Genomic DNA, 13,794 nt, shown 5'->3' with positions numbered 1-13,794 from the left:
ATTGCGGGGAGTGACCAACGTCACCAGGGATGCGGAAACGTGACCGAAACAGGTTCTACATCGGCGGAGGTGCCGGCGGTCTCCGGACACCAGGCCGCCCTCGACGGCGTGCGGGCCGTGGCCGCGTTCGCCGTCCTGCTCTTCCACGTCGCGATGGAGGCGGGAACGGCGCTGGAACCTGGTTTCCTGGGTGGCGTGCTCTCCAGGGGTGAGATCGGCGTGCCCATCTTCTTCACGCTGTCCGGCCTGCTGCTCTACCGCCCATGGGCGGCGGAGGTCCTGACCGGCGACCGGGCTCCGGACACGCGCCGCTACCTGTGGAAGCGCTTCTTCCGGATCATCCCCGCCTACTGGCTGGTGGTGGCCGTGGCCCTGCTGCTGTGGGGCGAGGCCCACCAGTCCGATCCGTGGACGTGGGCGCAGATGCTGTTCCTGGTGCACACCTACGACCCGAGCCCGTGGTGGTTCGGCCTCGGGCCCAAGGGGCTCGGCCAGATGTGGAGCCTGGCGGTCGAGCTGTCCTTCTACCTCACCCTCCCGCTGATGGCGGCCGCGCTGCGGTGGTTCGCGCTGCGCGGCGGACCGGACCTGCGGGCCAGGGCCAGGCGCCTGCTGATCGGGCTGGCGGCCTTCGGCGCCCTGTCGTACGCGTACACGGTCTTCGAGTACTTCCCCGAGTACCGGCCGTGGCTGAACGTGTGGCTGCCGCGCTCGTGGACGTTCTTCGTGCCGGGCATGGCGCTGGCGGTCCTGACCGTCTGGGCCAGGGCGGAGGACGGCCGTACGCGCCGGCTGTGCGCGGCCCTGGCGTCCTCGTGGGGCACGCTGTGGCTGATCGCCGGGCTGGCCTACCTGATCGCCGCCACCCCGGTCACCGGGCCGCGCTTCGTCGGCCTGGGCGGCATCTGGACCGCGTTCTACGAGCAGGGCCTCTACACGCTCATCGCCTTCTGCCTGGTCGCGCCTGCGGCCCTGGAGCCCGGGCGGCCCACGCCCGTGCGCGCGCTGCTCGGCGGCCGGGTCATGAGCTATCTGGGCCAGATCTCCTACGGCGTCTTCCTGTGGCAGTTCGTGGTCCTCTACCTCTGGTACGACTTCACCGGGCAGCAGCCGTGGACCGGCAACCTGATCCTCAATCTGGTCGCGGTCACCGCACTCACGATCGCGCTGGCCGGGCTCACCCACCGTTACGTGGAGGAGCCCGCCAGGCGGCTGGTCCGCTTCATCCCTCAGAGCGCCGGAGGCGCGGGCCCCGGCTCGCCGAAGGCCACCGCCCTGAGGCAGAACGCCTGACCCTGGCCACCGGCCGCGCTGATCCGCATCCCCTTGCCCGCCCCGTCGTGCGGGACGTAGTACAGCGCTCCCATGACGCCGGTCGCGGGCAGGGTGGCCGCCCGCTGGGTGCCGCCGAGCTCCACCACGACCTGCACCGGCTGGGGGCTGACGTAGGCCACGGCCACCACCATGCCGGGCCCTCCCAAGGACTCGACGGGGAAGACCCGCTCCGCGCGGTAGCACTTCCTGCCCTCGACCGCGTCGAAGAAGGGTGCCACCCGGCCCACGAGGACGAGCTTGCCCGTGGCGTCGAAGACGTACGGCGCGGCCGAGGGGCGCGGGGTGCGCATGCGCTCTCTCGTCTCGGGGTCGGCCAGCGGCGCGAGCACGTACGAGGTCAGCCGGCGGGGGCCGTTCCAGGGCAGGACGATCTCCTGCGGCACGGGGCGCGAGTAGATGTCGGCGTCCGGCGCCGCGGTGGCCAGCGAGGCCCGCGCGTTGTCCAGGTAGCTCCTGGCCTTGTCCCCGCTGAGCGTGTCGCCGTAGGCGTTGATCGAGACCAGCGACACGGCCAGGAAGGCGACCGTCAGCGCGCCCGCGGCCAGCGACAGCCCGCCCGGCAGCGGCCTGCGCCGGGTGTCGTCCTCGCCCTCGACCGGCAGCCACGCCAGCGCCAGGCAGAGGGCGAACAGCACCGCGGCGTCGGCCACGTACCTGGTCTCCGCGCCCACCAGGTCCCACGCGGTCGCCCGCGCGATCACGGTGGGGACCGCGTCGGCCACGACGACGTAGGCCGCCAGGATCGCCCACGCCCGCCAGGCCCGCCTGCGGTACACGCACGTGACCACGACCAGCAGCGCGATCACGGCCCATGACGCGATCACGGTGGCTGGGGCCGGGTCGGCCAGCCCTCCGGTGGCGGTGAGCCCGCCCCAGCGCAGCGGGCCGCCGACGGCGCCGGTGGGAAAGGTCTCCCCCAGTAACCTGCGCACGAGCCCGGGGACCACCTCGGACTTCGGGCCGGTCAGCGCGTCGGAGCCGGCGCTGTCGCGGCGCAGCAAGTAGAGCACGGCGTACCCGGCCAGCAGCAGGCCGTGCGCCCACCAGACCGGCCTGCGCAGCTCGGTGAGCAACGCGCGCGCCCACAGGCCCTTGCCCAGATAGGCGCTGGTGACCCCGAGCACGACGAAGGGGATGAACACTCCCTTCGTGGAGAAGGCCATCCCGACGGCGGTCCAGATCAGGGCGCGCCACCGGCCTTTGCCCTCGCGTACGTACCTGATGTGCGAGGCCAGCGCGGCGACCAGCGCGAGCTGCAGCGGCACCGCGTTGAGCGCGGCCGACCACCAGCTCATCGCGGGCACGGTGAGCGGCGCGAAGACGAAGACGGTCAGCGCGGCGAGCACGCCGGCGCGGTCGCCGAACAGCCGCCGCAGCAGCACGAGGAACATGACCGAGGCCGCGGCCTGGACGGCGATGGTCACGAACGAGACCAGCGCCCAGTTGTACGGCGCCACCGACGTGAGCAGCCACACCACGGCCAGCGCGCCGGGCATGAGGTGACCCTTGTGCACCCGGGTCAGGTACTCCCAGGTGAGCCCGCTGTCGCCGGCGCCGGCGACGAAGAGGAAGTCATCTTCGACGAAGTACGCCTTGCTGAGAACGCCGGCCCTGAAGACCAGCGAGACCAGGATGAGCAGCAGGCCGACACCCATGACCGGCCCCGTGCGGACCGCGGGCAGCGTGATCCGGAAGGGCTCGGAACGTTTGACGTCTTCAACCATCGTCGTTTCCTTCCGCTGGAGTAAGCTCCGCGCCGTGGACACCCCCGAACCGTTCCGAGCGGATCTCGGTAGATCCGTCCGGTTGCTGCGCGCCTTCCGCCTTGAGCAGAGCGATCCTGATTTCTTCTACGGCACCCTGGCCAGGGACACAGTCGCCCAGCTCGCGACCTACACGGATCTCGCGGGCGCCACGGTGGCCGACATCGGAGGCGGCCCCGGCTATTTCGCCGACGCGCTGCGTGCCGTCGGCGCGCAGCCGCTGTGCGTGGACTGCGACGCCGGGGAGATGCGCCTGCGCGACGGTGTGCCGCCGCGTGACGCGGTGCTGGGCAGCGCGCTCGACCTCCCGCTGGCCTCGGGCTCGGTGGACGTGTGCTTCTCGTCGAACGTGCTGGAGCACGTCCCCGACCCGCTCCGGATGGCGGACGAGATGGTCCGGGTCACCCGTCCCGGCGGGATCGTCTACCTGTCGTACACGATCTGGCTGTCCCCGTGGGGCGGCCACGAGACCTCTCCCTGGCACTACCTGGGCGGCCACTACGCCGCCCGGCGGTACGCGCGCAGGAACGGCAGGCGGCCCAAGAACGTCTACGGCGAGAGCATGTACGCGATCGGGGTGGCCAAGCCGCTGGCCTGGGCGCGGCGGCGGCGTGACGTGGAGATCCTGGACGCGGTCCCTCGCTACCATCCCCGCTGGGCCCGGCATGTCATCCACCTACCTGGCATCCGCGAGCTGGTCACCTGGAACCTGCTCCTCGTCCTGCGCCGCAGGTGAGCGCCGCCGCGTGAGCCATACGGCGGCCACCAGGCAGCCCGCGCCGAGCACCCCGCCGCCCACCGGCGCCACGGTTCCCAGCAGCAGGATCCAGCGGCGGTAGGCCGCCGCCGTGTTCAGCGCCGCCGCGACATCGGACTCGGTGGTGCGGAAAGACGCGTCCAACGCGGTCAGCAGGCCCCGGCCGTCGGCCGTGACCAGCGTCTCCCGGACCTCGTCCAGCGTCTTGACCGGCTGGCCGCTGACCGGCTCGACCCAGTACGTACGCCGGATCTCGGCGTATCGGCCCACTCCGGCATCGCCCTTCCCCGGCAGCCCGAGGAGATTGCGCGGCAGCGGCGCCGCCTCTCCCGGCAGGAGCCGGCGCGGCGTGCGCTGGACGTAGCGGTAGGTCTCGACCCCGCGCACCCGCTCGACACCGTCGAACTCGGCCGTGACCGGCCGGCGCAGCCGCAGGTCGAACAGCGAGTAGTCGCGGCGCTCGGCGTTGAAGGGCCAGCGGAAGGCCTGCCCCGACTGCCTGATCGCGGTGTCCTCGTCGAGGTACTCGCCGCAGCAGTTGACGATGGCCCCCGTGCGGCGGTCGAAGGCCAGGCGCCGCTCGTGGTAGTCCAGCCGCTCGTCGTCCCGGGTCGCTATGGAGACCGACTCGCCCCACACCGCGCGGTCGTCGCCGCCGGCCAGCACGTCGCCGATCAGCCACCGGGTCTGCACCAGGTCCCCCACCGCCGGCCGCATCGTGGCCGGGTCCAGGTAGGTGGCCGACTCCGCCACCGACCTGGTCATGCTCTGCTGTTCCAGCGGCGCCTTGAGCACCTGGCCGGACACGTACAGGCGGGTCAGCGGGATGAGCGTCAGCAGGAAGGCGCCCACGCCGGCCAGCACCAGGGCGAGGCTCCCGCGGCTCATGACGTTCACGGTCGTGGCACCGCCTCGCCCGGCGTCACGTCACCGAGGCACACACCCCGCGGAACGTCCTGCACGACGATGCGGTCGACGCCCGGCGCCGCGAGCATGAACACCCTGCCCAGGCCCGCCCGCAGCTCCACGTCGGTGGCGCGGTCGCCCATCCACAGCGTGATCTTCGTGTTTCCGCGGGCGGCGTATCCCAGCCGGACCAGGGTGCCCGCCTCGCGGCTGACGCGGTTGTCCAGCGGCACCAGCACGGTCCCGCCGGTGATCGGCCAGCACCGGTCCGGCGTGTTCGGCACGAGCGGGATCCCCTGCACGTCCACGGGACGCAGGTGGCCCTGGTCGTCGAAGACCATGCCGTCGAGCGCCGCGGGCGGCGCCTGCATCCCGGCCCTGAGCCGCGGCGAGGCCATCGCGCCCAGGACCCTGGAGGTCAGGCTGTAGGTCTTGTAGCTGCTTGGCAGCACGTCGGCCGGCACGAGCCGGTCGTAGATCACGGTGTCGGGCGCCGCCTTGGCCAGCTCCGCGCGGGCCGTCTCGATGTAGCGGTAGCGCCGGTCCGCGCCCAGGTGGTCGGCGAAGAGCGTCACCGACACCAGCGACGCGCCTACGAACACCCCGAGCACGGCTCCGCAGATCCCGGACACCCGCTCCCTGCCGGGCAGCGCCCTCCGGTACGGCTCCACCTCCCTCGGCAGCGGGAGCAGCGCGAGCCCGACGACCAGCGCGACCAGCGGGACGGCGTCGGCGACGTACCGCGTGTCCGAGCCGGCGAACGAGCCGAGCAGGTGGACCCGGCCCCACAGCACCGGCAGGGCGTCGGCGACGAGCAGGTATCCGAGCAGCAGCGCCCAGGCCAGGCCGGCTCGCCTGCGGTAGTACGCGGTGAGCGTCACCAGGACCGCGATCGTCACGAGGGAGGCGATCACGACCGGCAGCGGCGGTGAGGCCACCCCCCAGTCGCCGCCCGCGAACCACCGCCAGGGGCCGCCGAGCACGGTGGTGGCGAACGTCTTGCCGAGCAGCTCCCACAGGAAGCCCGCCGCCTGGTCGAAGATCGGCAGTGCCCCGGTGTTGGTCGCCGACAGCGACCGCTGGACGTAGAGCGCGCCGAAGGCCACCAGCACGGTCAGGTACAGCGACCAGGCCGCCACGTACCGGCGCAGCACCGTCCGCACACCGCCGTGGTAGATCGCCGTGAGAGCGAACAGCACCAGCGGAAGGGCGAAGCCCTTGATGAACCCGAGCAGCCCGAACAGCACCCACAGCGCCGCCGCCACGGCGTGCCGCAGCCGTCCTGAACGCAGGTGGTGCCAGTGCGAGGCGACCGCCATGGGCAGGGCGATCTGCAGGAGGACGGTGTTGAGCGCCGCCGCCCACCACACCAGCGCGGGCACGGTGATCGGCGCGACGAGGAAGACCAGGAGCGGCGCGAGGATCGCGGGCCGGTCGCCGAACACGACGCGCAGCATGCGCAGGACGGCGAGGGCGGCGCAGGCGTGCAGCACCAGGATCCCGCCGGCCGCGAATCCCCAGCCGAAGGGCTCCAGCCTGGCCGAGAGCCACGCGAGCAGGAAGCCGCCCGGCATGAACTGGCCGAAGTGGATCCGGGTCAGGTAGTCGAAGGAGAGATCGCTCTCCATCGCCCTGGCCACGAACTCGAAATCGTCCTCCTTGAAGTAGGCGTTCTGGACGATGGCCGTCTTCCACGCCATGGCCGCGGCGATGAGCGCGAGCCCGGCCAGCAGGACGCCGTGTCGCCGGGCCCACCGGGACGCCGCCCCGGCGGTGCGGGCCATCGGGGCCGGCACGGTGATGACGATCCCGGTGCGCGGCTTGGTCGTCTCGGTCACGAAACACTCGTCATGGTCGGGTCGCCTGCGGCGACGGGAACGGGAACCGCGGCCGGCCGCGCCGGCGCCCGTCTGGCGGGGATCTCGGCGAGCAGTTGCGCCAGGAGGGGCAGGCAGAGCAGCTGCGACCAGAGGCCGCCCGCCCCCACGGCCACCCCGGCCGCGGCGGCCAGGTAGAGGGCGACACCGGTCCATGGCCCGAGCGGCAGCCGCCTCCCGGGACCCGCGCGCACGTGCTCGGCCTCACGCAGCGGGCGCAGCCACGCTCCCAGCACGAAGACCGCGCCGGCGACCGCCGCACCCGTCGCTCCGCCGACCCAGAATCCCAGGGCGACGGCGAAGGGCACGACGTGAGCCGCGCGCAGGCGGGCGGGCCGGACCGGCGCCAGGTGCTGCCCGGGCGGGCCCGTTCTGACCAGGGCGAGCCCCGCGACCAGCAGCGCCAGGGCACCGCCCGCGACCAGTCCCGCGCGGTAGGGCCCGTCGGGCTCGTAGGCGAGGGTGACGGTGCCCGCCGTGTACGCCGGGAGGAACCACGCCTGCCGCCAGCCGTCGAGCCGGACCGGCTTGAGCTCGACGGCTCCCAGCCTGGCCCGCCACCCGGCGTTGAAGTTCTCGTTGACGACCAGGTAGGAGTCTTCGTTGACGCTGACCTTGACCACGCGCTCGCCGGCGTCCCAGGACTCCACGGACACCTCGCGCATCTCCACGGGCGCGGCCTCGCGAGCGCCGGGCTCGGGACGGATGACCGCGGACTCGATGCGGTAGGACTCTCCCGGCCGCACGGTCAACCGGGACGGACCGGTCACGAGCCGCAGCGGCTCGCAGCTTCTGAACATGACGGGTTTGCCAGTGACCACGTCGTTGAGCGTGCCATCGATGATTTCGGTGTGCACACTGGCGCCGTCGACGGTGAGCGTCGGGCCGAACCCGCAGGGCAGCCTGACCGGGAAGCCGGTCAACGCACCGAGCGGGCGCACCCCTGGGAAGGCGATGTCGCTGATCTCGATGGGGCGGCCGCCCGACGCCCCGAACTCCAGCCGGATCTTCTTGGCCGCCATGGCGGGGAAGCGGATGAGTCCGTCCTTGCCCACCCAGCTCTGCCTGACCCCGCCTTCGGCGCGGATCGTCACCCGGACGGGAGGGGCGCCGAGGTAGGAGTCGGGCGTGACGACGCGGAGCTGCGACAGCCGCGTCCCGCGGGCGAGCTCGACGCTCAGCGTGGGCAGGGGGTCGAGCGGATCGGCGAACCAGGCGGTCTTCGGGTTGCCGTCGAACGCCCACCGGCCGGCCGCCGCTCCGTGCTCGACCGCCGTCGAGGACGCCTGCACGATCATGGAGTCGCCGGGCAGCGTGCTGAGCCGCTCGATGGCGGTGCGCTCGGTGAGCACGGCACGGCCGGAGACGCCGTAGGAGCCGTCCTTCCTGACGGTGAAGGAGCGGTCGAAGCCGTTGCCGTCGTCGCCGAGCACCTCGTGGCCCTTGGCACAGCTCCAGGCGACCGAGCCCTTGACGCATCCGGGGACGTCACCGGTCCTGCTGAGCGCGATCGAGACGGGCTCGGCCGAGCCGACGCCGGGGTCGGGCACGGTGATCGAGCGGCCGGCCTGAACGTCGGGGATGGTCAGCTCGGCGATCCCGACGCGGCTGCCGAGCTTGCTCGCCGGCTCGTAGGAGGTGGCGGTGACCGTCAGGCGCAGCCGGCTGATCGGGCCCTTCGGCACCAGCAGCTCCTGGGCGTCCCCGGTGGCCCGTACCCTCTGGCGCAGCGCGCCGGTGTCGGTCTCCACCACTACCTCGCTGGGCGGAGGGCCGATGGGCGAGTTCTCGAAGGCCACCTGGACCGTGGCGACCGTCCGGGGCTCGGTGAAGGCGACCTCCAGCCATTCCCCGACCGTGCCGTTCCAGCCCGTGGAGCGCCAGCTGGTGCGCCGGTCGCCGTCGAGCGCGGCGAAGGGCTGGCGGCCGGGCTCCCTGGACTGGGCGGCCGCCGTCACGTCCGCTTCGGAGCTGGACGCCGTGACCTTCGCGATCCCGGTGAAGGCCGCCGTGGAGACGTACCTCTCCCACCCCTGGTCGAGGATGTCGTTCGACGGTGAGTTGCCGCGGAAGGGCTCGCCGACGGTGAGCGTGGCGCTGGAGCCGCGGCGCAGGTCGGAGAAGGCGACCTCGCGGCGGCGCAGGGTGTCGGTCAGCACCGTGTCGTGCGCGGGCACCTTGACCTGGCCCGCGTCGTCGTTGAGCAGAACCGGGCGGTCGTCGGCCAGCAGTCCCTGCTCGGCCAGGTCGAGCACGGCCTCGGGGGCGCCTCCCACGCGCAGCGGGCGGGTGGCCTCGACGGTGCCGACGAGCGGCGCGGCTCCGGACACCTGGTAGATCTCGACCGCCGGGTAGGGCTGGTCCAGCCAGGCGGCGGCCTTGCCGTACTGGCCGATGCCGACGCCGGGCCCCATCTGGGTCACGAGCGAGATGCCGGGCGAGTCCTCAAGCGCCTGGTGCACGCGGACCGGCCAGGCCGTGCCGATGGTGCCGCGGTCCAGGTCGTTCCTGACCACCAGGTACGTCACCCCGATGCGGCGCAGCGTGGCCGTGAGCCCCGCGGACCCCTTGCCGGCGGACAGGCGCTCGTCGACGGCCGCCATGAGCCGCGAGATGCCGGCCGATCCCCAGGGCACGATGGTGTGCGTGGCCCAGCGGTGCTGCGAGAGCGCCTGCAGCGGCTCGTCCAGCGGGCGCCCCCAGAGATACTCGCCGCGCTTGGCCCCCGGCACGGCCAGCACCATCCCGTCTCCGGCGTTCTGCCCCAGCCAGGAGATGGCCTGCTTCCAGTAGTCGGGGATCGCGGTGAAACCACCGGCCGGTGCGAGCCCCGCGTAGAGGATGGGCAGGCTCGACAGCCCCACGAGCCCGGCCGCGGCGGCGGTCAGGGGCTTGCGCCAGCGCAGGCGTACCAGGGACAGCAGCCCGGCGACGCCGAGCGCCACGGGCAGCCTGATCAGGGCGTCGAACTTGTGCAGGTTGCGGAAGACGGCGAGCGGGCCGTCCAGCAGGTCGACCATGAGCTCGTGGTGGGGAGTGCCCGGATGGCCCGTCGTGATGATGGCGACGCCGCACAGCAGGCTGATCAGCAGGAATGACCGCTCCGGCAGCCTGCGCAGGGCGAGGCCCGCGAGACCGAGCGCCGACACGGCCGCGGTGACCACGATCAGCCACGGAACCGTGGACTGCTGGTTGGCGTCGGGCAGCCAGGTCTGCCCGTCCACCGTCAGGAAGCTGAGCCAGCTCGACGTTCCGCGCAGCGCGTTGACCAGCGAGGTGACGCTGGTCGTCGCGTTGGCCGTCTCGATGTAGGGCAGGAAGGAGAAGATGTAGCGGCCCAGCGTCAGCAGCGGGGAGATCCACCACATCGACGCGAGGGCGATGAGCGGCAGCCACCAGACGATCAGCCGGCGTTTGCCTGGCCCGCCGCGCCTGGTCAGCAGGTACAGCATCGGGACGACGAGGACGGCGAGCTCGGCCACGGCGTTGACGCCGCCGCAGAAGAGGAAGGCGAGCGCGGACAGCGCGGCCGCGCGGCGCGGTGGCAGGTCGTGCCGGGCCCCTTTGACCAGGGGTAACAGGATCCACGGCAGCACGGCGCTGGGCAGGAACTCCGAGGAGTTGATGCCGATCAGCGCCTGCGCGTGCGGTGCGAGCGCGTACACGAAGCCGGCGATCACGCGGGTGTGCGGGCCGCCGATGCCGAAGGCGCGGGCGAGTTGGACCACGCCGAGGAAGGCGGTGCACAGCACCAGCGACATCCACAGGCGCTGGACCGTCCACGACTCCATGCCGAGCTTGAGACCGAGCGCGTAGAACGGGCCCATCGGGAAGAGGTAGCCGTAGGCCTGATTCTGCAGGTGGCCGAAGTAGGCGCCGTCCCACAGGTGCAGGGCCCGTCCGAGGAAGCCCAGCGGGTTGACCGCCATGTCGAGCTTGGTCTCGGGGATGATCTTCTCGGTCGAGGTGTTGAACGCGATGGCGCCGAGCAGGAGGCAGGAGGCGAGCAGTCGCAGCCTGTGTCTGATCCGTGTCTCGTAGCTCTCGGCGGTGGACTCCGCGAGCTCCCCCCGGAGTCCAGGCGAGGCTTGGGTCACTGATAGGCTCCGCCGCGATCTTCGAGTTTCGCCAGGATAAGTCCGGTTATGCTAGCTCCAGTTCGTGCCCACGTAAATTCCCGCGCCCAGGTCCGGCAGGCGTCGGCCACCTCCGTCCGGCGGCTCGGGTCCTTCAGCTCCTCGAGCGCGCGCTCGACGACGTCCGCCAGGCTCTCCCCGTCGCGCACGAGCCATCCGGTGACGCCGTGGCGCACGGAGTCGCGTAACCCCGCCACGTCGTAGGCCACCGTCGGCACCCCGAGCGCGGCGGCCTCGATCACGGTCAGCCCCCACCCCTCGAACTCCGAGGCCGTCACGTTGAGCCACGCGGCGCCGAGCAGCGCGTTCTTGCGCGCCTCGGGCAGGAACCCGTGCAGCACGACCCGCCCGCACAGCTCTTTGTCCACAACCCGACGGGCCAGCGGGCCCTGCTCGGGACCGCGCCCGATGACGTGCACGGTCAGCCGCGGCCACGCCGTGCCCAGCTCGGCGGCCAGGTCCACGACCCGGTCGATGCGCTTGTGCCCGACCAGGCGCCCGGCGTACACGATCATGGGGTCGTCCTGGCCGGGCTCCCGCACGGCCTCCTCGGGCTCGGCGCAGCCGTTCGGCACGACGGTGATCGGCGCGAGCCAGCGCAGCCTGCGGACCAGCTCCAGCTTGGACGACTCCGAGACCGTGATCGTCAGGCAGCGGCGATAGAGCAGCCGGGCGACGGGCCCCTCGACGAAGCAGCCGATCCTGGCCAGCCAGCGGGGGAGGAAGGCGTGGAACTGCCGGTCGTGGACGTGATGCACGAGGCAGAGCACAGGGGTGCGGCGGCGCACCACGAGCGGGGAGAAGAACGGGACGCCGTTCATCGTGTCGATCACCGCGTCGATGCGGCGCCGGTGGAACAGCAGCCACAGCGGCACCAGCAGGTAGACCAGATAGGGATTGCCCATCCTGCGCAGCTGGATGCTCTCCAGGACCTCGGCGCGGCGCTGCCCCCGCTGGCGGCCGGTCACGAACACCACCGAAGCCCCCTGGGCCAGCAGGCACCGGCTGACCTGCCAGGCGTACTCCTCGGCGCCGCCGGCGGTCGACTGCCGCGGCTCGCGGAAGTTGAGCATGGCGATACGGATCCCCGCGAGCGGCTGCTCGTTCCCCCCTTGGCCGCGGGTCCGCGGCTCGGTCAGGCGTGCCGCCTCCGCCTGGTGCCCACCGGTCAAGAACACCGTCACTCCTCATCAGCGAGCATGCGGGCATGGCGGAGCCACCCACCGTGCTGCTGTGCTGGGATGGCCCCGTCAAGCGGGAAGGATCACCTGGTGCCGTAGTTGTAGAGCGGCTGGTTCGGCGGAGTCAGCGAGGGCGATGCCACATTGACCACGGCGACGGAGGCTCCAACCGCCAGCAGAGCTCCGATGGCCAGGGCCACGAGAAGTCGCAACAACAGAGCACTCCCTTCCGATCAGTGGCGCAGTGTGCCGAGACTAGAACGTGTTTCCCTTTGAATCCATAACATTGGTCAAACCGTGATAAAGCAAGTTACTCTCCGGTATATCACGAAACAGCCGGTCAACGCCGCAGCAAGTGGAGCTCTTTCCCGCGGAAAATGGTCTTCCAGCCGGTCTGCTCGAGTAGGAACCCGTTCTGACTTGCCGCCACCAGGACGTATCTGACCGGGAGCCGCGCATAGTCTCGGGCGGCCAGGAGTTCGCCGGCGCGCCGGTTGAGCGGGTCCTCGCCGCGCACCCGCAGCCGGCCGCCGTCCGGCAGCCCGACGAGGAGGGTGTCGTCCCAGACCACCCGGCGCTCGAAGAGCTTGGTGGCCGGGTCGAGCACGATCCGGCCGCCGTTCCAGGCGAAGGCCCGGTGCGCGCCCCACGGCAGCGACAGCAGCGCTCCGGGGACGGGATCGGCGTTGACGATCCGCTGCACGGCCCGCCAGTCCGGCGGGTACGTGACCGCCGCCAGCCGGCCGAACGCCCCGAACGCGAGCGTGGGCAGCACCAGCACCGGCGCCAGGACCCCGATCAGCGCGGGTGCGCCCGACCGCAGAGCCGCGGCCAGGCCGACCGCGACCAGCAGGACCAGCGGCGCCAGATAGACCTGGCCGTCACGCAGCGGCCCGAATCCTGGCCACCACGCGATGAGCCATTTGAGCGCCGCGCGCCCCGGCTGGAACGCCCCCAGCGCGGCGAGGCAAAACCCGGCCGCGGCCGACACGGCCAGCCCGCCCCACCACGCCGGCCGGTCGGGGGCGGAGCGGAGGCGTACATAGCCGAAGACGCCCACCGCGACCATGAGCAGGCGCGCGGTGGCGAGCCACCACGACTCCTGGCCGGGCAGCCCGGCCTCCGCGCTCCAGATGCCGCCGAGGGAGAGCAGGCTGCCCACCACGCCGAAGGGCCCGTCGGCGCGCGCGGCGAACGCGTCCACCCCCGCCGGATCCGTCACCGCGCCCGAGCCGAGCGCGGGAACCGCCCAGGGCAGGCTGAACACGATCAGGATCACGGCGACCACCGGCGCCCGGCGGCGGGCGACGGCGATCGGCATCAGGGTGAGCGCCGAGACCAGCATCGCCTGGAACCCGCCGATCGCCGCCGGGAGCAGCGCCGGCACGAGCCGGGTCCAGCGCATGGTCGTGGCCCGCACCGCCCACGGCAGCCCGGCCACGCCGAGCAGCAGCGCCCACTGGCCGAGCATGAGCCGCTGCGCGAGGTACAGGTTCCAGGCGTAGCAGGAGGCGGCGACCAGCCGCGCGAGCCTGCGCTCCGGCGGCACCAGCGCCGCCGCGCCGGTCGCGGCCAGCACGAAGACGCCGGCCAGCAGCCCCTTCTGCACGATCTCCACGGGCAGCACCCGCGACAGCAGCGCCACGACCAGGTCGCTGGGCACGGCGCGGGGGAAGCCGCCGCCGTCCGGCAGCAGCGGCGGGTCGGGCACGAAGAGCAGGTCGTAGCGGAGCACCAGCCCCCACCCCAGGGCAGGCCCCAGCGCCAGCACCGCCAGGACCGCGCCCAGGAGCGCGGGCGCCGCCTGGGCGAGCCTCAGGCGCACGGATTTCAGGCGCA

At 72.3% G+C, this 13,794-nt stretch carries 9 protein-coding genes; 2 read left to right on the top strand and 7 right to left on the bottom strand.

Translation table 11 applies throughout. From position 1 onward, the window contains the following. The first annotated feature begins 39 nt into the window (after positions 1–39). Positions 40–1,293, top strand: a complete 1,254-nt coding sequence (locus tag EJK15_RS30870; protein WP_138714004.1) for an acyltransferase family protein — start codon at positions 40–42, stop codon at positions 1,291–1,293. On the opposite strand, the gene EJK15_RS30865 is transcribed toward EJK15_RS30870, so the two are convergent. Then, entirely contained in the window at positions 1,230–3,059 is a 1,830-nt protein-coding gene (locus tag EJK15_RS30865; protein ID WP_171074626.1) for a hypothetical protein, read from the bottom strand. The two genes, EJK15_RS30870 and EJK15_RS30865, sit on opposite strands and share 64 nt — an antisense overlap. A 34-nt stretch (positions 3,060–3,093) precedes the next feature. On the opposite strand from EJK15_RS30865, the gene EJK15_RS30860 reads away from it, so the two are divergent. Then, entirely contained in the window at positions 3,094–3,834 is a 741-nt protein-coding gene (locus tag EJK15_RS30860) for a class I SAM-dependent methyltransferase (protein WP_240777318.1), read from the top strand. On the opposite strand, the gene pgfA is transcribed toward EJK15_RS30860, so the two are convergent. The 6 genes from pgfA to EJK15_RS30835 all read right to left on the bottom strand — a co-directional run bounded on the left by pgfA (position 3,775) and on the right by EJK15_RS30835 (position 13,780). Continuing rightward, a complete protein-coding gene (pgfA, locus tag EJK15_RS30855; RefSeq protein ID WP_138714001.1) occupies positions 3,775–4,743 on the bottom strand; it encodes a cell envelope lipid trafficking protein PgfA in 969 nt (322 codons plus the stop codon). The two genes, EJK15_RS30860 and pgfA, sit on opposite strands and share 60 nt — an antisense overlap. 5 nt (positions 4,744–4,748) lie before the next feature. Then, positions 4,749–6,599: a hypothetical protein gene (locus EJK15_RS30850; protein WP_138714000.1), complete on the bottom strand. Its 1,851-nt coding sequence runs from the start codon at positions 6,597–6,599 to the stop codon at positions 4,749–4,751. Then, positions 6,596–10,735: an alpha-(1->3)-arabinofuranosyltransferase gene (locus EJK15_RS30845; RefSeq protein ID WP_138713999.1), complete on the bottom strand. Its 4,140-nt coding sequence runs from the start codon at positions 10,733–10,735 to the stop codon at positions 6,596–6,598. Before EJK15_RS30845 ends, EJK15_RS30850 begins: the two co-directional genes overlap by 4 nt. Next, positions 10,732–11,952 carry a glycosyltransferase family 4 protein gene (locus EJK15_RS30840; RefSeq protein WP_240777317.1) on the bottom strand — a complete coding sequence of 407 codons (1,221 nt, stop codon included), beginning with the start codon at positions 11,950–11,952 and terminating at the stop codon, positions 10,732–10,734. Before EJK15_RS30840 ends, EJK15_RS30845 begins: the two co-directional genes overlap by 4 nt. A gap of 86 nt (positions 11,953–12,038) precedes the next feature. Beyond that, positions 12,039–12,170 (bottom strand): hypothetical protein, encoded by a 132-nt coding sequence (locus EJK15_RS76475; RefSeq protein WP_260477562.1) that lies wholly within the window; start codon positions 12,168–12,170, stop codon positions 12,039–12,041. A gap of 125 nt (positions 12,171–12,295) precedes the next feature. Then, entirely contained in the window at positions 12,296–13,780 is a 1,485-nt protein-coding gene (locus EJK15_RS30835) for an MmpA family trehalose lipid delivery protein (RefSeq protein WP_138713998.1), read from the bottom strand. Positions 13,781–13,794: the final 14 nt, after the last annotated feature.

It is taken from the genome of Nonomuraea basaltis (assembly GCF_005893125.1).
Lineage (GTDB): Bacteria > Actinomycetota > Actinomycetes > Streptosporangiales > Streptosporangiaceae > Nonomuraea > Nonomuraea basaltis.
Note: the sequence above shows the minus strand (reverse complement) of the source record. Positions and strands in the feature narration are given on the sequence as shown.